Annotated in this window: 17 protein-coding genes; 8 read left to right on the forward strand and 9 right to left on the reverse strand. The window is 74.0% G+C overall.

The window, feature by feature from the left end; all coding sequences use genetic code 11:
• Positions 1-2 precede the first annotated feature (2 nt).
• The 3 genes from tpg to ACZ607_RS08670 all read right to left on the reverse strand — a co-directional run bounded on the left by tpg (position 3) and on the right by ACZ607_RS08670 (position 3,109).
• Positions 3-557, reverse strand: coding sequence for a telomere-protecting terminal protein Tpg (gene tpg, locus ACZ607_RS08660; RefSeq protein WP_469733127.1), 555 nt, complete (start codon positions 555-557; stop codon positions 3-5).
• Between the two features lie 131 nt (positions 558-688).
• Positions 689-1,855 (reverse strand): acyl-CoA dehydrogenase family protein, encoded by a 1,167-nt coding sequence (locus ACZ607_RS08665; protein ID WP_469733128.1) that lies wholly within the window; start codon positions 1,853-1,855, stop codon positions 689-691.
• A 45-nt stretch (positions 1,856-1,900) separates the two neighbouring features.
• On the reverse strand, positions 1,901-3,109 hold the full coding sequence (locus tag ACZ607_RS08670) for a CaiB/BaiF CoA transferase family protein (RefSeq protein WP_469733130.1): 1,209 nt from the start codon (positions 3,107-3,109) through the stop codon (positions 1,901-1,903).
• 127 nt (positions 3,110-3,236) lie between these two features.
• Here ACZ607_RS08670 and ACZ607_RS08675 point away from each other — a divergent pair, with 127 nt between their 5' ends.
• The 8 genes from ACZ607_RS08675 to ACZ607_RS08710 all read left to right on the forward strand — a co-directional run bounded on the left by ACZ607_RS08675 (position 3,237) and on the right by ACZ607_RS08710 (position 13,132).
• A complete protein-coding gene (locus tag ACZ607_RS08675; RefSeq protein ID WP_469733132.1) occupies positions 3,237-4,250 on the forward strand; it encodes a LysR family transcriptional regulator in 1,014 nt (337 codons plus the stop codon).
• 205 nt (positions 4,251-4,455) lie between these two features.
• Entirely contained in the window at positions 4,456-5,844 is a 1,389-nt protein-coding gene (locus ACZ607_RS08680) for an MFS transporter (protein WP_469733134.1), read from the forward strand.
• Between the two features lie 19 nt (positions 5,845-5,863).
• On the forward strand, positions 5,864-6,730 hold the full coding sequence (locus ACZ607_RS08685) for an HTD2 family dehydratase (protein WP_469733135.1): 867 nt from the start codon (positions 5,864-5,866) through the stop codon (positions 6,728-6,730).
• Entirely contained in the window at positions 6,727-7,545 is an 819-nt protein-coding gene (locus tag ACZ607_RS08690) for an HpcH/HpaI aldolase/citrate lyase family protein (RefSeq protein ID WP_469733137.1), read from the forward strand. Before ACZ607_RS08685 ends, ACZ607_RS08690 begins: the two co-directional genes overlap by 4 nt.
• Before the next feature lie 174 nt (positions 7,546-7,719).
• On the forward strand, positions 7,720-8,790 hold the full coding sequence (locus ACZ607_RS08695) for a glycoside hydrolase family 43 protein (protein ID WP_469733139.1): 1,071 nt from the start codon (positions 7,720-7,722) through the stop codon (positions 8,788-8,790).
• Positions 8,791-8,937: 147 nt separating this feature from the next.
• Positions 8,938-10,356 carry a hypothetical protein gene (locus tag ACZ607_RS08700; RefSeq protein WP_469733141.1) on the forward strand — a complete coding sequence of 473 codons (1,419 nt, stop codon included), beginning with the start codon at positions 8,938-8,940 and terminating at the stop codon, positions 10,354-10,356.
• A 179-nt stretch (positions 10,357-10,535) separates the two neighbouring features.
• A complete protein-coding gene (locus ACZ607_RS08705) occupies positions 10,536-11,819 on the forward strand; it encodes an AAA family ATPase (protein WP_469733143.1) in 1,284 nt (427 codons plus the stop codon).
• Positions 11,816-13,132 (forward strand): vWA domain-containing protein, encoded by a 1,317-nt coding sequence (locus ACZ607_RS08710; protein WP_469733145.1) that lies wholly within the window; start codon positions 11,816-11,818, stop codon positions 13,130-13,132. Before ACZ607_RS08705 ends, ACZ607_RS08710 begins: the two co-directional genes overlap by 4 nt.
• 43 nt (positions 13,133-13,175) lie before the next feature.
• Here ACZ607_RS08710 and ACZ607_RS08715 read toward each other — a convergent pair whose 3' ends face one another.
• From ACZ607_RS08715 to ACZ607_RS08740, 6 genes are all read right to left on the reverse strand, one after another.
• Positions 13,176-13,649 carry a nuclear transport factor 2 family protein gene (locus tag ACZ607_RS08715; protein ID WP_469733147.1) on the reverse strand — a complete coding sequence of 158 codons (474 nt, stop codon included), beginning with the start codon at positions 13,647-13,649 and terminating at the stop codon, positions 13,176-13,178.
• A gap of 82 nt (positions 13,650-13,731) precedes the next feature.
• Positions 13,732-14,673 (reverse strand): SDR family oxidoreductase, encoded by a 942-nt coding sequence (locus ACZ607_RS08720; protein ID WP_469733149.1) that lies wholly within the window; start codon positions 14,671-14,673, stop codon positions 13,732-13,734.
• 264 nt (positions 14,674-14,937) lie between these two features.
• Positions 14,938-16,272: an RICIN domain-containing protein gene (locus ACZ607_RS08725; protein WP_469733151.1), complete on the reverse strand. Its 1,335-nt coding sequence runs from the start codon at positions 16,270-16,272 to the stop codon at positions 14,938-14,940.
• 129 nt (positions 16,273-16,401) lie between these two features.
• Positions 16,402-20,088, reverse strand: coding sequence for a hypothetical protein (locus ACZ607_RS08730; RefSeq protein ID WP_469733153.1), 3,687 nt, complete (start codon positions 20,086-20,088; stop codon positions 16,402-16,404).
• Between the two features lie 459 nt (positions 20,089-20,547).
• Positions 20,548-21,462, reverse strand: coding sequence for a type VII secretion system-associated protein (locus ACZ607_RS08735; protein ID WP_469733155.1), 915 nt, complete (start codon positions 21,460-21,462; stop codon positions 20,548-20,550).
• Positions 21,463-21,527: 65 nt separating this feature from the next.
• Positions 21,528-22,268, reverse strand: coding sequence for a type VII secretion system-associated protein (locus ACZ607_RS08740; RefSeq protein ID WP_469733157.1), 741 nt, complete (start codon positions 22,266-22,268; stop codon positions 21,528-21,530).
• Between the last annotated feature and the right edge of the window lie 18 nt (positions 22,269-22,286).

Here is a 22,286-nt window from a genome sequence, read left to right on the forward strand (position 1 = left end):
CCTCAGTAGGAGACGTCGAAGTAGTCGACGTCCGTGAGCGCGACTTCGAGGTCCTGGGCCCTGCGCCCGCCGTCCTTGAAGTAGATCTCCTGGAGCCCCTCGGCGACGATGTCACGCAGTCGCCCGTCGTCGGCCCCCTCCTGCTGGGCGTCGAACAGACGGCGGGCGTACGCGGGGGGCAGGTGCACGGTCAGCCGGCGCATCCGCCCGTCGTCGGTCGTGCCGACGGGCGCGGTGTAGCCGAACCGGGCCCGCGTCTCCACGGTGATGCCGGTCGCGGCGGCGGCCTGCTGCCGGCGGCGCCGGCGGACCCTCGGCTGCCACCGGGAACGTACCGCCGCGTCGATCCGGTCGGCGACGGCCCTGGGGGGGTGCTTGCGCTCACCCTTGATGTAGCGCTCCACCGAGCGCTGGCTGACCCCGATCTCCCGGGCGACGGCCTTGGTCGTCCTGAGCTGCTTCATCAGGAAGTTGATGCGCGCCTTGAGGCTCCTGGGCGGCTCCCGGGTGAACGCCTCCTGGCCCGCGCGGTCCAGGGCGTCGTCGACGATCCCCACAGAATCACTCTCCCTCGTCCAACGGCGTGCGGTCGGAGCCGGGGTGGACGGCGCGGTCGGACTACGGCCGCCGCAACCCTAGCAAGGCCCGCACCCGCCGTCGGGCGTCCGGGAGGAGCGCCCCGCGGTGTTCACGCGTCGAGGCCTCCGCGCCTGACCAGCTGGCTCGCGATGACATTGCGCTGGATCTCGTTGGTGCCCTCCCCGACGATCATCAGCGGGGCGTCACGGAAGTAGCGCTCCACGTCGAACTCGGTCGAGTAGCCGTATCCGCCGTGGATGCGTACGGCGTTGAGGGCGATCTGCATGGCCGTCTCGGAGGCGAACAGCTTCGCCATGCCCGCCTCCATGTCCACCCGCCGCCCGGCGTCCGCCTCGCGCGCCGCGTACAGGGTGAGCTGGCGGGCGGCGGTGAGCGAGGTCGCCATGTCGGCGAGGTGGTTGCCGATGGACTGGTGCTTCCAGATCGGCTGCCCGAAGGACTCGCGCTCCTGGGCGTAGGCGAGGGAGTCCTCCAGTGCGGCCCGGCCGACGCCGAGGGCGCGGGCGGCGACCTGGAGACGGCCGGTCTCCAGGCCCTTCATCATCTGGCCGAACCCGTCGCCCTCGGCCCCGCCGAGCACCGCGTCGGCCGGCGCCCTAAAGCCCTCGAAGGAGAGTTCGCAGCTCTCCACGCCCTTGTAGCCCAGCTTGGGCAGATCGCGGGAGACGGTCAGTCCGGGGCCGTGTTCGACGAGGAGGATGGAGATCCCCTTGTGCGCCGGGGACGCCTGCGGGTCGGTCTTGCACAGCAGGGCGATCAGCTGCGAGCGCCGCGAGTTGGTGATCCAGGTCTTCGCGCCGTCGATCACGTACCCCTCGCCGTCCTTACGGGCGACGGTGCGCATGGCCTGGAGGTCGGAGCCGCCGCCCGGCTCGGTGAGGGCCATGGTGGCCCTCACCTCGCCGGTGGCCATCCTCGGCAGGTACCGCCGCTTCTGCTCCTCGGTGCCGAAGCGGAGCAGGAGCTTGGCGACCACGGTGTGTCCGCCCATGGCGCCGGCGAGGCTCATCCAGCCGCGCGCCAGCTCCTCGGTGATCAGGACGTAGCAGGGGGTCGACACCGGCGTGCCGCCGTACTCCTCCGGGACGGCGAGGCCGAAGATGCCGAGCTCCTTCATCTGCTCGATCAGCGCCTCGGGATAGGTGTCGGTGTGGTCGAGTTCCCGCGCGACGGGCCTGATGTCCTTGTCGACGAAGTCGCGCACCGTGCGGACGACGAACTGCTCGTCCTCGGAGAGGATGTCGAGGGTGCTCATGTGGGGCGGCCTCCTTGCCGCGGGTCCTGCTCGTGTGCCGGGTGGTCAGACGGCGCCGTGGGCGCGCAGGGCTTCGATCCGGTCGGGTGTGTGTCCCAGCTCGGCCAGGATCCGTTCGGTGTGTTCGCCCACGGCGGGGACCGGGCCCATGCGCGGGGCGGTGCCGGCCAGGTCGACGGGCGGCAGCAGGGCCGTCATCGTCGCTCCACCGGGTACGGGCACCTCGCGCCAGCGGTCGCGGCCCGCCAGCACGGGGTGTTCCAGGAACTGCTTGACGTCGTTGACGGGGGCGTTGGCGATGCCGGTCGTGTCCAGCAGCCGCATCACCTCGCCGCTGTCCGAGGAGGCGATCCTCCCGGCCAGCAGCGCGTCGACCTCCGCACGGTGGCGCACCCGGGCTGATCCGGTGGCGTAGCGCGGGTCGGTGGCGAGGCCCGGGTCGCCGAGGAACTCCTCGCAGAGGGCGGCCCATTCGCGTTCGTTCTGCACGGAGAGCAGGACGTCCTTGCCGTCGGCCGCCGTGTAGGTGCCGTACGGGGCGATGGTGGCGTGCCGGGTGCCGACGCGCGGCGGCTGCACCCCGCTGTACGCCGTGTAGTACGCGGGCTGGCTCATCCACTCGGCCAGCGCCTCGAAGAGCGAGACCTCCACGGCCCGTACGGAACCACGCGTCGCCCGGGTGAACAGCGCGGTGAGGATGCCGCTGTAGGCGTACATGCCCGCGGCGATGTCGGCGACCGACACCCCGACCCGGGCGGCCTCCTCGGCGCTGCCGGTCAGGGAGACCAGGCCGGTCTGGCACTGCACCAGCAGGTCGTACGCCTTGCGGTCCGCCCAGGGCCCGCTCGATCCGTAGCCGGTGACGGAACACGGGATCAGCGACGGGAACCGCTGCGCCAGGTCGTCGGCGGCCAGGCCCATGCGGGCGGCGGCGCCGGGGGCCAGGTTCTGCACGAACACGTCGGCCCGTGCCAGGAGTTCCTCCAGGACCGCCCGGCCGTCCTCCGACTTCAGGTCCAGGGTCAGCGATTCCTTGGAGCGGTTCAGCCACACGAAGTAGCTGGACTGGCCGTGCACCGTGGTGTCGTACGCCCGGGCGAAGTCCCCGTCACCCGGGCGCTCCACCTTGATCACCCGTGCTCCGAGGTCGGCGAGCTGGCGGGTGGCGAAGGGGGCCGCGACGGCCTGCTCGATGCTCACGACCGTGATGCCGGAGAGCGGCAGGTCATCGGCGGGCGCTGCGTTCTCTGGCATGCGTTGTCCTCCGGAGGTGTCGGTTGCCCGAGCGGGAGTACCATCATGTGCACTCATGTGAAGCCAAGGGAAATAACAATCCGTGATGCTGCCATGCGGGCCGCGGATGCCGGAAGAGGGACGCACCATGGACGTCAAGCAGCTCAAGGCACTCATCACGGTCGCCGAGGTGGGCAGCGTGACGCGCGCCGCCGAGCTGCTCCACCTGGTGCAGCCCGCCGTCACCCGGCAGATCCGCACCCTGGAGGAGGAGCTCGGCGTCGCCCTCTTCCGGCGTACGCGCCAGGGCATGCGGCCCACCGAGGCGGGCGAGATCATGATCGACCGGGCGCGCCGGGCCCTGAGCGAACTGGAGCGGGCGCGCGCCGAGGTTCAGCCCAGCCCGGGCGAGGTGACGGGCATCGTCACGGTCGGGCTGCTGGAGAGCACGAGCGATCTGCTGGCCGAGCCGCTGGTGTCGGCTGTCGGCGCGGCCCATCCGGGGGTGGAGCTGCGGCTGATGACGGGGTACTCCGGCCATCTCCAGCGGTGGCTCGACGACGGCGACCTGGATCTCACCCTGCTGTACAACCTGGACAGTTCCCCCTCCCTGAACGCCCGCCCCCTGGTGCGGGAGCGTCTGTGGGCGGTGGCCCCCGCGGCGGCCGGGCTGCGGGCCGACCGCCCGGCCGCCTTCACCGACGTGGCGGCGCACCCCCTGGTGATGCCTGCCGCGGGTCATGCCCTGCGCACCCTGATCGACGCGGCGGCGGCCCGGGCCGGGAGCCCGATGGACATCGCCGTACAGACCAACGCGATGCGCGTGCAGAAGCAGTTGGTGCTGGCGGGGCACGGCTGGACCGTCCTGCCCGGCGTCGGCATCGCCGAGGACGTCGCGGAGGGCACGCTGAGCGCGGCGCCGCTGTGCGAACCCGAGGTGTGGCGGTCGATCGTGCTCGGGACCCCTCGGTACCGGCGGGTCCCGCCCGCCGTCGAGGTGGTCGCCCGGGAGCTGGTCCACCGGGTGGAGTCGGCCGTGGCGCAGGGGCGGTGGCCCTCGGCGCAGCTGCACACGTCCGGGGACCGGGCCGGGGGCGACTCAGGGGACCGGTCCGAGGGCCGGGCCGGGGACGGGGCCGGGGAGCGGGGCACCGGCGTCTGACGGCCGCGCTCCCCGGAGTGCGCCGGGGTGCCGGGCCGCCGCCATGCGGCCGAGTCATGCGGGCATCACGGATTTCTATTGTCCTTCCGGCTCGATCAGCGCTCATGATGTGGGGCACGTGAGCCGCCGAGCACCTGGAGTCGCCGCGCCGAAGGGCCGCCCGAGCCGCCGCGTCTTCCGGGCGACGAGAGCAACGGAGCTTCCCATGCCGCAGAGCCGCACCCCCGCAGCACCCACCGCACCCGACCGCTCCCGCGTCACCGCGAACGTCGTACGCGGCTGCCTGGGCAACCTGGTCGAGTGGTACGACTGGTTCGCCTACGCCACGTTCAGCATCTACTTCGCGTCGGTGTTCTTCCCCGAGGGCGACCGGACGGCCCAGCTGCTCTCCACAGCGGTCGTCTTCGCCGTCGGTTTCTTCATGCGCCCTCTCGGCGGCTGGCTGCTCGGCGCGTACGCGGACCGGTTCGGCCGGCGCCGCGCGCTGACCCTGTCGGTCACCCTGATGAGTGCCGGTTCCCTGACCATCGCGTTCGCCCCCGGCCACGACGTCATCGGCCTCTGGGCGCCCGCCCTGCTGGTCCTGGCCCGACTGGCCCAGGGCCTGTCCGTGGGCGGGGAGTTCGGGTCGAGCGCCTCCTACCTCTCCGAGGTCGCCCCGGCGGGACGGCGCGGCTTCTGGTCCAGCTTCCAGTACGTCTCGATCGTGATGGGCCAGCTCGCCGCGCTGCTCGTGGCGATCGTCCTGCAGAACCTGCTCACCGAGGAGCAGCTGCACGGCTGGGGATGGCGCGTCCCCTTCGTGATCGGCGCCGCGGCCGGTCTGGTCGTGATGTACCTGCGCCGCAGCATGGAGGAGTCCGAGCACTTCGAGAAGGAGCGGCAGCGCACCGCGGGGCACCGGACGGGCGCCGGGGCCTCCGAACGCAAGGGCCTCGTCGCGCTGTTCGCCGAGTACCCGCGCCAGCTCCTCGCGGTCTTCGGCCTCGCCATCGGGGGCACCGTCGCCTTCTACACGTATACCACGTACCTCCAGAAGTACCTGGTGAACACCGCCGGCATCGCCAAGCCCACGGTCACCCTGATCGGCTTCGCCGCGCTGTTCGTCTACATGCTGATGCAGCCCGCCGTCGGCGCCCTGTCCGACCGCATCGGCCGCCGCCCGGTCATGTTCGCGTTCTCCGGCGGCTGCATGCTGCTGACCGTGCCCCTCATGACGCTCCTCGGCCGCACCAGCAGCCCCTGGATCGCCTTCCTCCTCATGACCGTGGCCCTGACCTTCGTCACCGGCTACTCCGCGCTGGCCGCGATCATCAAGGCCGAGATGTTCCCCACCAAGGTCCGTGCGCTCGGGGTGGGCCTGCCGCACGCCCTGGTCACCGCCACCTTCGGCGGGCTGACCGAGCCCATCGCGCTCGCCCTGAAGGACGGTGGCCGCGAGACGCTCTTCTTCTGGTACGTCACCGGATGCGTCGGCCTCACGTTCCTGGCCACCCTGCTCGTACGGGAACCGTCCCGCTCCTCCCCTCTCGACGAGGCGCCGGAGGCGGCAGCCACCGTCCCGCAGCCGTCGAGTGCCGCCCCGCTCGCCTGAGACACGAGGTCCGATCGCCATGCAGCCCGCACCCCTCAGCTCCTACGTGGAGACCTGGCACCCCGAGCCCGTCACCGCCCACGACCCGATGGACCCGGGCCCGACCGCCGCCGTGTCCGCCCTCCTCGACCTGCCCGGGCCCGCCGCGGGCGCGGGTGACCCGCTGCCGCCGCTGTGGCAGTGGTTCCACTTCCTGCACTGGCCCGCCCAGCACGAGCTCGGACCCGACGGCCATCTGCGCGACGCGCGCTTCCTGCCGCCCCTCCCCGACCGGCAGCGCATGTTCGCCGGCGGACGCAGCCGGATCGTCCACCCCCTGCGCCTGGGTGAACCGGCCGAACGCGTCAGCAGCCTGGGCGCGGTGACGCCGAAGAACGGCCGCAGCGGGGAGCTGCTCTTCGTGACCGAGCGTCAGGAGTTCCGCCAGGCGGGCCGCACCTGTCTCGTGGAGGAACAGGACATCGTCTACCGGTCCGGGCGCAGCGGTGGCGGACGGCATCCGGACACCGTGGACGACCGCGCGGTCCCGGCCGCCGAGGAGCCCTGGCGGCTCCGCGCCCAGCCGGACCCGACGCTGCTGTTCCGGCTGAGCGCGCTCACGGCCAACGCCCACCGCATCCACTACGACGCCCCGTACTGCCGTGACACGGAGGGCTATCCGGGTCTCGTCGTCCACGGTCCGCTGCTCGCCCTCCTCATGCTGGAGGTGGTCCGGCGCGAGGCCCCCGACCGCACGGTGAGCGCACTCTCCTTCCGGCTGCGGCGCCCGGCGTTCGCGGGAGAGCACCTGCTCGCCGAGGGCGGCCCCTCGGACACCGGCGCGCTGCTGCGCACCGCCACCCACCGCGACACCCGTCACGCCACCGCCGAGGTGACCTTCGCATGAGCACGCCCGCCGTGATCGCGGCCGCCCACACCCTGCTCTTCGTACCGGGCGACCGCCCCGACCGCTTCGACAAGGCCGCGGGCTCCGGTGCCGACCTCGTCGTCGTCGACCTGGAGGACGCGGTCGCCGCCGGGCACAAGGACCGGGCCCGCCGGGCCGCCGCGGAGTGGCCCGGGCTCGGCCACCGTTGCGTCGTACGCGTCAACGCGCCCGGCACACCGTGGTTCGAGGCCGACCTGCGCATGGCGGCCGGACTCGGCTGCCCGGTGATGGTGCCGAAGGCCGAGGACCCGGCGGTCCTCGCCGGGATCGCCGCCCGCTGTACGCCGATCCCCCTCGTCGAGACGGCGCTCGGCGCCGAGCGGGCGTACGAGGTCTGCTCCGTGCCGGGCGTCGTGCGCGCCGCGTTCGGCAATGTGGATCTCGCGGCGCAGCTCGGTGTCGCACCCGAGGACACCCTCGCCCTGGCATACGCCCGTTCCCGCCTCGTCCTGGCGTCGGCGGCCGCGGGCATCGGCCCGCCGGTGGACGGCGTCACCACCGCGGTCCGGGACACCGGGGCACTGGCCGCGGACACGGCGCACGCCCGCCGGCTCGGCTTCTCGGGCAAGCTCTGCGTCCACCCCGCGCAGATCGCTCCGGTCGCCGCGGGCTTCGCGCCGACGGAGAGCGAACTGCGCTGGGCTCGGGCGGTTCTGGGTGCCGGTGAAGCGGTCGCGACCGTCGACGGGCACATGGTCGACAAGCCGGTCCTGGACCGCGCCAGGGGAATCCTGGCGCGGTCGCCGGAGGGAGCACGACCGCACGACGATTGACATGTGCAGGACCATTCACGATGCTGGGGGAGCGCTCTTTTCATCGATGTACAAGCTGGTTCCCGTCCCGTCGGTGTACGACGCCGGTCCGTCGACCGGCACGTCGGAGGGACGGCCGCCTTGCCCCTCCCCCGGTGCCGCTCCGGCGCCGGGCCCGACCCGTGGAGCGGGATGATGACGTTCTCTCGTCGCTTTGCCGGTGCCGCCGCCTTCGCTCTCTCCATGGTGCTCGCCGCCGTGATGTCCCTCTCCTCCGCCGAGCCCGCGCAGGCGGAGCAGACCGGTCTCCGCGCCGCCGATCCCAGCGTGCTGCGCGTCGGGAGCACGTACGTCTCGGTGGAGTCGACCGGGGGCGGGATCGCCGTACGGCAGGCTTCGTCGACGGCGGCCCTGGCCTCGGCGTCCGCGCGTCAGGTCTGGTCGGACACCGGCGGCCTCGGCGAGGTCTGGGCCCCGGAGATCGTGCGGGACGGCGGCCGGTACTACATCTACTTCTCGGCGGGGCGGGGCGCGGCCCACCGGATGTACGTCATCGACTCCGCCGCGCCCGACAGCGGGTACTCCGCCGGGACGAAGCTCGCGCTGGCCGACGACAAGTGGGCCATCGACGGCACGCTGTTCACGTTCGGCGGGCAGCGCTGGTTCGTCTGGTCCGGCTGGGAGGGCGACAGCAACGTCGAGCAGAACCTCTACATCACCCGGATGAGCAGCCCGACCACCCCCGCCGGCGCCCGGTACGTCATCTCGCAGCCACGGGAGAGCTGGGAGCGGGTGGTCGGCAACCCGTTCATCAACGAGGCCCCGGAGGCGATCAAGGACCCGAACGGCCAGCTGCACATCACCTACTCCGCCAACGGCAGCTGGAGCGACCGGTACTGCCTGGCCGACCTGCGGCTCAGGGCCGGCGGCGACCCCACGTACGTATGGGACTGGTACAAGTCGAACGGCTGCCTCTTCGGCTCCGACCGCGCGACGATGATGGCCGGCTGGGACCCGACCCTGTACGTCGACGGGCCCGGCCACCACACGTTCGTCCTCCTCGACGGCGACATCGCGACGAGCCCGCCGGCCGGTCCGCGGTTCCCCCTGATGTTCCACGCGGTCGCGAAGGGGACGCCGTACTCGTGGGAGAACCGGCACTGGTACACGGGGACGTTCAGCTGGTGGGGCGACATCACCTACAGCCGTGCGAACGTCCCGGGCGACCCCACCAGCACCGGCTGGAGCCTCAAGTTCTTCGAGTGACCGCCGGCGCGGGGGTGCGCGGGCGGGTGCGTCGCGGTGCCGTACGGAAAAGGCTTGGCACCGTACGCGCGTCGGGGCTACGCTCCCGCCGATGACTACTCGATGTGTTCGCAGATTGGGGGTCCCGTCCGCGCAAGGTGAGTGCTGATGCTCACCACGACCGCGTTCGAGGATTCCCGCCTCGCCCTCTGGCTGCACGTGCGCGAGATCGCCGTGCCGCCCCTCATGATCGAGTCCGCGACGGCCCGGCGCACCGCAGGCGACTGGGCGGGGGCGTGCGCCGCCGCCGGATTCGACACCGATCTGGATCTCCGTACCGCCGCCCGTGTCCACGGCCGCGAACTGGCCTCCCGCGTCCGGGCGGACCTGCGCCGGCTCGCACCGGATCTGCTGCGGTGGCACATGCCCAGGACGGCACCGGACGGCTTCCTCCGCCCCGGTACGTCCGTCACGCTCGCCCGGTACGACGAGCCCGGACGTTCACGCCCGGTGCACCTCGTCGCGCGCACCGCTCCGGCGTGGGCAGACGGGGGACAGCGGATCAGCCTCGCCCTGTGGGACGGCTCCGAGTCCGCCGGGCCGGACGGATACCGGGCACCTGACCGGCGTTTCCGTCTGGATCTGCACCGCCATCTCTGGGACGCGAGCCGCAGCGGTGAACTGCGGTGGCGTTCCGGCGCCGAGCGGGCGGCCGGCGGGCCCGCGCCCGGGTGGGCCGCGTGTCTGCCGGACGCGGGGCGGTTCGCGCTCGGCCGGTGGGCGGCCGAGACCGCGCTGCTGCTGGCAGCGGAGGGGCCGGCCGCGGGAAACCGTGCCGTGGTGCGCCTCGGCGCCCGGCGGCGTCTCCTCCTGGACGTGCGCGCCCCCGCGGCCTCCGGCGCGGGCCTCCCGCCCGAGGTGCTGTCCGCGGAGGTCGCACGGGCGGGTGCCTGCGCGGGACTTCCGGTGCTGCCCGACGCCGCCGCGCGGGTCCTGCCCGACCTGGAACTGCTGCGCGGCGGGTGGATCACGCCCGGCCGGCTGCATCCGCTGGTCGCGGCGGCTCTGACACCGGGGGCGCCACGGCGTTCGGACCCGGACACCGGCACCGGTGCTCGCTCGAACACCGGCGTGGACGGCCCCGAGGTGCCGCGTGTCGTGGACTGCCGGGGCGCCCGGCACCGGATCGGCCTGGTAGACGGGGAGTTGGTCCCGCTGGACCACCCTCCCGCCGAGATCCGGCGGGAGGAACTGCTCGCCGCGCTCACCGGAACGCCCCTCCCCTGCCTCCGGATCATCGACGCGGCGCACCGCCGGCCGGACTGGCTGACCGAGGTCCGTGACCGGCTGGCGCACGGGGACGCGGCTGGTGCGCTGGCCCGGGTCGAGAGCGTGCTCGGTGCCGACGCCCGGCTCCGGGAGGGCGAGCTGCGGGACGTGCTCCTCGACGCCGCCCGACGGCGGGTCAGGCACGGCCTGTTCAGGGCGGGTCTGGCCCTGCCCGCCCCTGGCCGGGAGCCGCCCGTACGGACACCGTCCCGGCCCACGACCCACCGCTCCCGGCCCCGGTCGGCGGCCTTCCGCTGACCTCCGGCGGCGGATCCGCAGGACCCGTCCGCCCGTCCGCCCGGTCCGCGCCCTGGCGCGCCCGCACCGCCCGACCGGCCGACTTCGGCGGACTTCGGCCGCTTTCGACGAGTGCTTTCGTCGAGCCGGTTCCGTCGAGCGGTTTCGACAACTCCCTTCGACCTCACAGGTGATGCCTCATGACCACGTACGCCTCGCTCGCCACCTCTCCTGCGGCCTCCCCCGCGCCTTCCGCCGCCGCGCCTTCCGCCGCCGCTTCCCGGCTCGACGTGTCCGCCGCACTGCTCGGTCTGCTGCGGGACACGACCACCGCACCTCGCCCCGACCCGCAGCTGGAGGCGCTGACCCTGGCCGTGGCGGCCGATCTGCCGGTCCTGCTGTGGGGTGAGCCGGGCATCGGCAAGACGGCCGCGCTCACCCAGCTCGCCACCACGCTGGACCTGCCGCTGACGACGGTGATCGCCAGCGTGCACGAGCCGTCGGACTTCTCCGGCCTGCCCGTCATCGGGGACGACCCGGCGGAGAACGGCGTCCCGATGGCACCGCCGGACTGGGCGGTACAGCTGGTGCGTGCGGGCCGTGGGCTGCTGTTCCTCGACGAACTCTCCACCGCACCGCCGGCCGTGCAGGCGGCGCTGCTGCGCCTGGTGCTGGAGCGCCGGGTCGGCGCCCTGCGCCTGCCGCCGGGTGTGCGGATCGTGGCCGCCGCCAACCCCCGTTCGTCCGCCGCCGACGGCTGGGAGCTGAGCCCGCCGCTGGCCAACCGTTTCGTCCATCTGCACTGGGTCCACGACGCCGATGTCGTGGTGCGCGGCCTCGGAGGTGTCTGGCCGAGGGCCGACCTGCCGGTGCTGGACGGCGACCGGCTGCCCGAAGCCGTGGCGTTCGCCCGCCGCGCGGTGTGCGGGCTGCTGGGCGCCCGGCCCGCCCTGGTGCACCGGCTGCCGTCGAGCGAGGCCGGGCGCGGCGGGGCGTGGCCGTCCCCGCGCAGCTGGGACATGGCACTGTGCCTGACCGCCTTCGCGACCGCCGCCGGCGCCTCGCGCGACGTCCTGTCCCTGCTGGTCAGAGGGACGGTGGGGGACGGCCCCGGGCTGGAGTTCCTGGCCTACCTCGACCGGATGGACCTGCCCGACCCGGAGGATCTGCTGGCCGACCCCGGGAGCGCGGAACTGCCGGAGCGCGGCGATCTGCGCCAGGCGGCACTGGACGGGGTGGTGGCCGCCGTCCGCTCGCGCCCGGAGCGAGGCCGGTGGGAGGCCGCCTGGGCTCTGCTGGCGAGGGCGGCGGAGACCGGGCCCCCGGATCTGCTGGTGGTACCGGCGACGACGCTGGCCACGCTGCGCCGCGACGACTGGGAGGTGCCGGCGTCGATCGAGGGGCTCGCCGGAGCGGTGTCCGTAGCGCGGCGGGCCGGCCTGGCGGAGGTGCGCTCGCTCGGCGTGACGGGGGCGGGCCGATGAAGGCGCCCGTCCCCGGCCGGCCGCCGTACCCCCGTGTCGTCCGGGCCGCGCGCCGCACGCGTCCCTCGCAGGACACTCCCGGACGCGCCCTGGACACCGGGAAGCTCTTCGCGGCCCGGCTCCAGGCGGCGCGCGTACGCCCGTACCTGGCGACGGCGCTGTTCGCGCTGCATCCCGTGGAATCCCGTACCGTGCCGACGATGGCCGTCGATCCGTACTGGCGGTGCTACGTCTCCCCCGCCTTCGTGGACCGCACGCCCGTGGAGGAGCTGGCCGGGGTCTGGGTGCACGAGGTGTCGCACCTGCTGCGCGACCACCACGGGCGCAGTGACCGCTACGCCCACCGGCACGGGCTGACCGGGCCCGCGGAGCGGCTGCGGATGAACATCGCGGCCGACTGCGAGATCAACGACGACATCTTCGGCGAGGGCCTGGCGGCGCCCGAGGGAGCCGTCCGCCCGGGGCCCCTGGGGTTGGAGGACGGCGAGCTGATGGAGGACTACCTCCGGCAGTTCCGCCTCGGGCCGCACACCGCGCATCTGGCGTGGCTGGAGTGCGGCAGCGGTGCGGACGGGCGGCGGCGTCCGTGGGACCTGGGCCCGGACGGGGCGCACGGGCTCAGCACGCAGGAGCGGGACGCGGTCCGCTTCCGCGTGGCGCGGGGCATCGCGGGCCGCCCGGGGAACGCGCCCGCCGGGTGGCGGCGGTGGGCGGAGGAGGCGTTCCACCCGCCACAGCCCTGGCGGGAGTTGCTCGGGGCGGCGGTGAGGGCGGCGGCGTCAGCGCCGGGCACCGGCGAGGACTACGTGTACGGCAGGCCGGCGCGCCGTTCGGCGGCGGTCCCCGGCGCCGTGCTGCCGAGCCTGCGGCGCAGGCCGACGCGGGTGGTCGTGGTGATCGACACCTCGGGTTCGGTCAGCGACGCCGAACTGGGCAGCGCCCTGCTGGAGGTGGCGGCGATCTCCCGGGCGGTCGGTGGCCGCCGCGACCTCGTCGGCGTACTGCCGTGCGACGCGGCGGCCGGCCGGGTCCGGCCCCTGTGCGGCGGCACGGAGGGCGTCGAGCTGCTGGGCGGCGGCGGGACGGATCTGCGTACGGGCTTCTCCCGCGCCCTGGAGTCCCGGCCCCGCCCGGACGTCGTGGTGATGCTGACGGACGGCCAGACCCCGTGGCCGTCCCGACGCCCGCCGTGCCGGACGGTGGTGGGCCTGTTCGGCCGCCACCACCGGCGTCCGTCCTACGACGAGTCCGATCCCGAGTACCTGCCCGACGGGCCGCCCGCGTGGGCGCGAGTGGTGACCATCGGCGGCTAGCGGGGGCGGGCACCCAGCGGCAGGGGCCCGGCGGGAGGGCGCCTCAGAAGCCGAGGTCGCTGAGGCCGGGGTGGTCGTCGGGACGGCGGCCCAGCGGCCAGAAGTACGCGCGCTCGGACTCGGCGATCGGGAGGGTGTTGATGGAGGCGTGGCGCGTGTGCATCAGACCGTGACGGTCGAACTCCCAGTTCTCGTTGCCGTAGGAGCGGTACCAGTTCCCCGCGTCGTCGTGGTGCTCGTAGGCGAAGCGGACGGCGATGCGGGCCCCGTCGTGGGCCCACAGCTCCTTGATCAGCCGGTAGTCGAGCTCGGTGTTCCACTTGCGGGTCAGCAACGCGACGATCTCGTCCCGGCCCGTGGCGAACTCGGACCGGTTGCGCCAGCGGGAGTCCTCCGTGTAGGCGAGTGACACGCGCTGCGGGTCCCGCGTGTTCCAGGCGTCCTCGGCCGCCCGGACCTTCGCGAGGGCGGTCTCCCGGGTGAACGGCGGCACCGGCGGGCGGGTCGTGTCGGCCATGTCTCCTCGGCTCCTTCGAACTCCGGTCCCACCGCGGTCGGGTGAGCCCTGGGAACATACGTGAGAACAACCGTCGGCTCGATCAGACCGACGGCGTACGGAAATAGTGTCCCTCCTCGAGATCGTCGAGCAGCCCCGGCTGTGCCGGCCGCCACCCCGTCAGCTCACGGGTCGCCGCGCTGGAGGCCGGCTGATCCGCGGAGAGCACCATGGTCAGCCACCCGAAGTGCCCTGCGGCCTCCTCCGGCGGGACCGAGACCACCGGCACGTCCAGATGGCGGCCGATGACCTCGGCGATGTCACGCAGGGCCACACCCTCGTCGGCGACGGCGTGCAGGGTCGACCCCGCCGGGGCGTCCTCCAGCGCGACGCGGAACATGCGCGCGGAGTCCAGGCGGTGGACGGCGGGCCAGCGGTTGCCGCCGTCGCCGTAGTGGCCCGCCACGCCCTTGTCACGGGCGGTCCGGACCAGGGCCGCGATGAAGCCCTCGTCACCCTCCCCGTGGTTGGTGCGGGGCAGGCGCACGACGGACGAGCGGACGCCTCGGGAGGCGAGCGCGAGCGTCCATTCGGCGGTGGCCATCCGGGTCGCCGGACCGGCGAGCGACGGGTCGCCTGCCGCACCGGGGGCGATCTCGTGCCCGTCGAGCTCGGTGGCCACCCGCCCGGGTTCGGCGGGGGTGCCCGAGGTGAGGACGAACGGCTTGTCCGTGCCGGCGAGCGCCTCGCCCATCGCCTCGACGGCGCGACGGTCCGCGTCGGCGGCAGCCTTGAAATCTCCTTGTTCGAAGGCGAGTTCGTGGTCGAACGCGAGATGGATCACGCCGTCCGCCGATGCGGACGCGTCGCGCAGGACGTCGAGGTCGTCGAGGCTGCCACGGACCACCGTGACCCCGGCCTCGGTCAGGGCGTCGGCGGAGGCGTCCGAACGGGCGAGCCCGACGACCTGGTGCCCCGCTCCGATGAGGTCGGGGACGACGGCGGAGCCGATCCAGCCGGACGCGCCGGTGACGAAAACACGCATGGGAAAGGACCTCCTTGTGCCGCTGGGCGGCACGGGTACATCAATGTCAGTTACTGACATCAGCATAGCAGGCGATGACAGCGCCTGCCATCAGGCGCGGCGGAGCGGAGGGAGGCAGGCCGGACCGGATGGCGAGGGAGAGCAGGTTGCGGGGGGCGGCGACGCGGGCTCCTCGCACGGCCTCAGGAAAGAGAACGTCCCCGTTCCCGAGAGGCGGTCGAGTGCGCCTCGGGAACGGGGACGTCGGTCCGCCGGAGCGGATCCTCAGACGATCCAGCGGTCGCCGTAACCGCACATGGCGATTTCGAGCCGGGCGTCGTTGCCCGCGGCCGCGCCGCCGGTCGGACGCAGGCACAGGTCGTTGCTCACGGCGTTACGGATCCAGTTGGTCCCGTCCCCGCGGGGGTCGAGCCACCAGAGCTGGTTGTCCCCGGCCGCGTTGCAGTGGAACTCGCCTACCTTCGTACCCTTCGCCTTCGCCGTGTAGTAGGGCAGGTCCAGGCAGAACCCGTCCTTGCTGTTGCGGATCAGGAAGAGGGGGGCGTTCTGCGGCCCGCCGTCCTTGTCCACGATGTCCAGGTTCCACAGCTGGTTGTCGGCAGTCGTGCTGTTGCACGGGTACTGGTTGACGGCCGCGTTGATCTTGCCCTTGCCGAAGCCCCCGATGTCCACGCACTGGCCGGTCGCCGCGTTCTTGAGCACGGTGTTCTGCACGCCGGACCGTCCGTTGGCCCACTGACGGAGCTTCTCGGCCGCGGTCAGTTCCTTGACCGCGGCCTTCTTCTCGACCTTGGGCTTCTTCTCGGACGCGCTCGGCGACGGGGCGGTGGTCTGCTTCTGGACCACCGGCGCGGGCGGCGGCTCCTCCTTCTTGCTCGGTGTGGTGGAGGGAACCGGTGACGCGCTGGTGTAGGTGTCCGGAACGGCGGAGCGCTCGGTGTCCAGGACCGTACCGGCCGCGTTCTCCGTCCGGGGTTGTTCCGGCTTGCGGTCGTCCTGTCCCGCCAGGAGGAACGGGACCGCGATCAGTACCGCGCCGACGATCGCCGCCGCGGCCAGCATCGGCTTCTTGGGGCGACTGCCGGGCGGTTCGTCGCCCGCGTGCGAACCGCTCGCGCCGGCGCCGCCGCTGCCGGCCGCTGCCGCCGCCATGGCGGCGTCCGGGGGCGTACCCGTGGTGCTGACGGGCGCCGCGGACGAGGGGGGCTCGGCGCCCGCCGCCTCGGAGGACGCCGCGGATGCGGAATCCGCCGAAGCGGCGGCGGAGTTGAGCGTGGGCGCATCCGGCTCGGACGTGCCCTCGGCCGACGGAGCCGGGGCGCCGATGCCCCTCACCCTGCCGGTGGCCTCACCGGCGTTCGTACGCTCCGCGGTCTTCTTACGGGCGTCCGTGTTCTCCGGGGCGGTGGTTTCCGGGGCCGCGTTCTCCGGTCCCTTCTCCGGCTGCTCGCTCTCCGGGCTCGACTCGGGGGCAGTCGAGTCCGGGACGGCCGCGGCCGGTGACGCGTTCGGGCGGCCACGCTGGGCGCCGCCCGGTGCGAGGGCGCCACCGGGGTCACCGGCGGCTCCTCGCATCGTCACCGCCCGGCGGACCGACACGGGTGAACTCCCGGATGTCCCGGAGTCGCCCGCGCCGGCGGATGCGCCCGGACTCGGTGGTATGCGATGGGAAGGATCATGCTCACGTGCCATGCAATTTCCTTACTCATATCTGGGTTCGGTGTCGCGTCACGGCCCGGCACCCACGGCACCCACGCAGCGCTCCGGCCAGTGGCCGGTGCCCGCAGGTGTCGTCGGGCGCCCGCGCACGACATCGTCCAACCGGGCGAGTACGGCTCGATCCATGTCCGGATCGGGCTTGGTCGCCGTGGCAGGACCGGTCAGTTCACGCAAATAGATCTGTACGGCCGGGCCGTCGCGACGGACGTCCAGCACGCGGAAGAGGGTCCCCGGAGCGAAAACCACCTCGTCGGGCCCACGACCGTGGTCGGACAACTGCCGTACGCGACGGCCCGCCACCGACCAGATGACGTAGCTCCCGCCCGGCATCGTCGCCGTCCGGGCGGGATCGAGCGGTGTGGTGCTGAGCAGGGCCGCATCGCGCAGCAGTGTGCCGGGGCGGGGGAGAGCCGGGGCGCCGGGGCCCTCGGTGGTGGGATCACTGCCCGTGCCGCGCACCACCGCGCCCCGGTAGGACGGCAGCCGGTTCAGCGCCGAGGCCACGCAGGCGCCGTACGGCAGCATGTCGGGCTCGTAGTCGCGCAGGGCCCGGGTCACGGCGCCATGGCTCAACGGGCCCTCGGCAGTGTGCAGATACATCCGCAGCGCGATCAGATCGGCGCGGGCCGCCTCCTGCTCCTTGCCGCGCAGGGCGGGCATCCGGGCGAGGGAGCGGGCGACGGCCGCACCGTGCCTGTCCCACATGCCGTCCGCGAGCGCGCGGAAGGCGGTCCGCTCCACTTCGCTGCTGCGGTGGCCGGGGTCCAACGGGACGGGCGGCAGCGGAGCTTGGGGCACGTCGGCGGCATCGCCTCCGTCGGCGGCCAAGCGCGGAGCTGCCTCACGGGTGTCAGGGGTATCCGGGGTGTCAGGGGTATCCGGGGTATCCGGGGTGTCGGGCGTCGCGGTGGTCTGCGGCGCGTCCGGAGCCGTCGAGGCACCGGGACTCCCCGCCGCCCCGCTCGCTCCGTCGTCGGCCGTCCCCGTACGGTCCGGCTCCGCCGGTGCGTCCGGCACGTCGGGCATCACGTCTCGTGAGGCCATGGCCCCCGGTGACGTGGGGGGTGTGGCGGGCGCGGGGTCCGCGGGCGCGCCGGACGCCACGCGCATCGGCTTCGGCGGGGCCACGATGTCGGGCTCCGGCGGGGCCACGACGTCGGGTTCCGGCGAGGCCACGATGTCGGGCTCGCGCGGTGACAGGGCGTCAGGCTCCGGCGGGAACACGACGTCAGGCTCGCGCGGTGACACGGCGTCAGGCTCCGGCGGGGACACGACGTCGGGGCTCTCGGGTGCCTCGGTCTCGCCCGGGCGGGGGGCGCCCTCGGGCCCGGCGGCCGGGCCTCGCGTGGCGGACGGTCCTGAGCCGTCCGCCGAATCAGGGCACTCCTCGGCCTCGGGACCGTCGGCCTGGTCGGAACGGTCGCCGCTCGCGGAATCATCGGTACGCGCGAGGTCGTCGGCTCGTTCCGAACCACCGGTCCCCGCCGGGACGTTGTCCGTTCCGGCGCCCTCGGCCGTTCCCATGCCCTCGGCCGGGTCCCCGCCGTCGGGCCGTACGGACGACCCCTCCGCCACCTCGGGACCACCGGCCTCCTCGGGACCGCCAGCCGCGTCGGGACCACCGACCGCGTCGGGACCACCGGCCTCCTCGGGAGCATCGGCACGCGCGAGATCAGCCGCACGCCCTGGCACCGCAGCGGGCGCCCCGGACACGCCGGACACGCCGGACGTCCGAGGCCCGTCGGGCTCTTCGGCCGCGCCCGAGCCGGGGGTCAGTCCGGGCTCCCCGGCGCGTGCCCGGGCCCTCACGTCCGCTGCGGTCTCCAGGCCCATGGCTTCCCGCAGCTGCCGAGCGCGCTCGGCCCGTGCACCGGCTTCCGCCGGCCAGCCGAGGCCGTATCCGGGTCCGGCGGTCCGGTCCGGCTGCGCCGGCTGGGACGGCCGCGGCAGCCGCTGAGGCAGGCTCGGCCGCCCCGACTGCGCGGACTGCCCCGACTGCGCGGACTGTCCCTGCTGTTCCGGTCGTGACGGCCCCGGCTGCGCGGGTCGGCCCGGCAGCCTCGGTTGCTCGGACTGCGTCCGTGGTCCCGGCACCGACTCCGGCCGCCCCGTGGCGGCGGCACCGGTCGGGCCGGTACCCGCCGAAGCGGCGGACAGGGGCGGGACCGAGGCCGCCGTCCGGGCGGGCGGACCCGGGGGCCGGGCCTGGGCCCGCGCCGGGGCCTGCGCCGTCGGCCTGGCACGGGCCGGAGCCGGTGCGGGGGCGGCGTAGCGGAGGGTGCGCAGGCCGTGCTGGGCCGCCAGTCGTCGCAGACCGTGGCCGCCGTCGTGGGACACGCCGTGCACATGGAGCGTCGCGCGCTCGCGCAGGGCCGGTGTGAGGGCTCCCAGCAGGCTCGACAGGGCCGGCAGCAGCGACGCGTCCATGAGCTCGCCCGGCATGCCCAGCTCGATCACGGGGCCCCTGGCGTCCACCTGACGTGCCGTGGACGACAGCTGGGGGCCGCCGCGCGGCCCGACCCAGAGGCCCGCCCTGGTCACCGTGACCTGCCAGCGGTCCGTCAGCCCGATCACGCCCTCCTCCGGGCGCGTGGGACCCGCCAGCGGGGGTGTCCAGCGCAGCAGTTGGGGCGGCCGGGCGTGGCCCTCCTCGTCCGGCGGCCGGCATACGACGGCGTCCACGAACGGCAGCCACTTCGGCGTTCCGTCCGGCGCGGCCAGGACCGACCGTACGGAGTACGACCCCAGCGGACCGGCCGCCGCCACGAGCGGCAGCCCGGTCATCACCTCGACGTCGGTGTCCAGCCGGTCGCACACCGCCTGCGCCAGCCGCAGCACGTCATACCCGCCGCCGGGCGCGAGCCGCACGCCGGACCTGACCTCCTCCGGCAGGGCCGTCAGCACCTCGGCGACTTCATCGGCCGAGACGTCCTCGCCGTAGTGCACACCGACCACGACGGCCGGGCGCCGGGGGTCGACCGGCACGGCGTGGTAGAGGTCGCCGGGCTGGGTCGCGGTGGCCCCGGCGGGGCGTACCAGCAGCCCGGCCGGGATCTGCTCCACCACGCTCCCGCCGGACGTGTCCGACGGGACGTGGCGCAGCGCGGGCTGCCAGGACGGCTCCGGACTGCGCGGGCCCAGCGGTTCGGGGTCCTCGCCGGGGGCGAACCGCCACCAGCCGCCGGCCGGCGGTTTCCCGCCGGCGGAGGGGGCGGGAGGGACGAAGAGCGAGCCGCCGGGTACGACGAGGGGCGCCCCGTCCGGGGCCTTGACCTCGACCCCCCAGGCGTCGGCGATCCGGCGCGCGGTGGCGGGCCGTTCCTTGATGTCCTGCCCGGCACCGGGCATGACCAGCCGTACGGTGTCGGCGCCCGACTCGCTGAGCGAGTCCAGCAGTTCGCTCAGCCTCGGCCAGAAGGCGGGGGTCTCCATCCCGTCGGAGCCCGCGATGACGGTCACGGTGCCGTCGTCCGTGCGCATGCCCCGGGCCAGGTCGGCGACGTCGGCGGGGGTGAGCGCGTTGTCCGAGGGAGTCCGGAGCAGCAGCAGGCCGTCGTGGTCCTCGACCAGGAGCCCTTCCGCCGCTGTTTCGTCCGGCCGGTCGTCGGCGGGCCGGACGGCGGCAGGCCTGCGCCCGGCCTGGGCCGAGGACCGGTCGGCGCGGCGCCGTGCGAAGGGGCCACTCCAGCGTGTCACTGCCGGGGCCCCTTGTCGGCCGGGGTCTCCGTCGCCGACGGGACGGACCTGTCGTCGTACTCACTCACCGGCGGGCACTCCAGAAGCCGAAGACACGGTCCATCCTTTCGAACTCACCCTGCTCAGTTAACAGTCCAATGGTTCGGACCACTGAGTCGGGGTCCCTTCCATGAGGTGCCGGGGGTGGAACGTAACGGCGTGTGACATGACGGGCCGTGGTCCGGCCCGAGGGCCACGGGAGACACCGTTACTACGTTGTAGACGCTGTGCGCCGCTCCCCCGTTCCCTCTCGCGGCCGGCAAACGGAATCTTCGGTCGCGCGAGATCGGCACCCACCACGGATCGGGAGGCCGCCCTGGACGACGGCCCGAGAATACCGTTCAAGCGTCAACCGTACACATTCGTCTTCCAATTCGGCGGCCCGCGCGGACCCGTCGCCCGGTGCGGGCCGCCCGCGGATCAGCTCTCCTCCGCCGCCCCGCGCCCCTCCCGGCCCCCGGTGGCCTCCGGGCCGGTACCGGAATCCTCCACCGCCCCCTCGGAACCGGGCAGTTGCCCGGCGGTCATGGAGTCGGGCCGACCGTCGTCCGGTCCGGTCGCCCAGAAGTCCGCGCCGCCCTCGGGGACGCCGCCCGCCGGTGCGGGGTCGGACGGCCAGGCGTCGGAGTCCTCCAGCGCCTCGTACCTCTCCAGTTCGGCCTTGCCCGCCCGCAGCGCGTCCGCCGTGACGAGTTGGCCCACCGGGGCGGAGGAGCTGAGGAAGAGCACCTCCTTCCCTTCCGGCAGCCGGTCCAGGAGATCGGGTACGAACATCACCTCGTGCGGGGGCAGTTTGTCCTGCTCCAGTTCCGGTGAGGTCGAGAAGACGGGTACGGCCTTCGTCCCGTCCTCCGCGTCGGTCACCGCCAGGCCGCCCTCGCCGTCGACGCACACGGCCACCTCGGCGTCGGCGAGCATCAGGGCGAACAGGTCCTGCGAGGCGTATCCGGTGGCGACGAGTTGCACGGCGGCGTCCACGGGGCCGACCGGCGGCGCCCAGCCGTGCGCGTCGGGTGAGGGGCGGTACTCGGCGTTCGCCTCCCACTCGACGATCTCCCCGTGCTCGTCGCTGCGCCAGCGGCCGAGGCTCGCCCAGGAGGGCGGGGGCTCGCCCTCGTCACCGCTCCAGTGCCGGTCGATCACGGACAGCCAGTGGTCGGGCGCCACCTTGGCGGCCTTGACGTAGTCCTCGGGCGGCTCCCGGAAGCCGGGCCGGCCCTTCAGTACGGCGGACGGGCCGCCCTGTGCGACGGAAGGGGCCGGCGCCCCGCCTGCCGGCCCGGCCTCGGCGGTGGTCTCGGGCTCGTGGTCCGGAGTACCGGAAGGGCTCGTCATGGGGGGCAACTCCATCGGTGTGCGCTGTCGGATCGGTGGGGTGGGGGGGTGCGGTGCGGCCGGGATCAGTCGCCGGGGCCCGGGGCCGCGGCCGCCTCCGGGCCGGTCCGGGCGCCGGCGGGCGTCGCGGTGACCGGACGCGTCGGCACGTCCGCGCCACCGGCCGCCGGCGCCTCTCCGGCCACCTCCTCGTCCCCCGCCTCCGCCGCGCTTCGGGCCGCCTCCTCGACCGCCTCGCGCAGGGCGTCGGTCTCCACGGCCATGCCGACCGGTCCGGAGGGGTTGAGATAGAGCACATGGCCCTCCGGTATACGGTCCACCACCTCGTGCACCGGCGCCAGTTCGTAGCCGAAGCGCCCGGCCGCGTGCAGGTACGTGGGCGAGGTGAAGACGGGCACCACCGCCGCCCCGTCGGGCGAGGTGGCCGACAGCGGGCCGCCACCGGGGGCGAGCAGGACGGCGACCTCCGCCACGGCCAGGGTCCGGGAGACCGCTTCACCCGGGCCGTAACCCGTGGCGGCGAGCTGGACCGCCTCGTCCACCGGGTCGGTCGGAGCGGGCCAGCCGAGCGCCTGGGGCGAGGGGCGGTACTCCTCGTTGGGGCTCCACTCCTCGATCTCGCCGTCCTGACCGGACCGCCACCGGCCCACCACCGCCCAGTCGGGCGGCTCGCCCTCCCCCGGCCACGCGGGGTCGACCATGCCCAGCCAGTGGTCGGGGGCGAGCCGGGCGGCTTCCGCGATCTCCTCGGGGACCGGTGGCGCGGTGTCGTCGGCGGCCCCGGCCCCGGCGGTGTTGTCGTTCATGAGCTCCTCGCTGGGGTG

This window comes from Streptomyces sp. NPDC104381 (genome assembly GCF_055583745.1).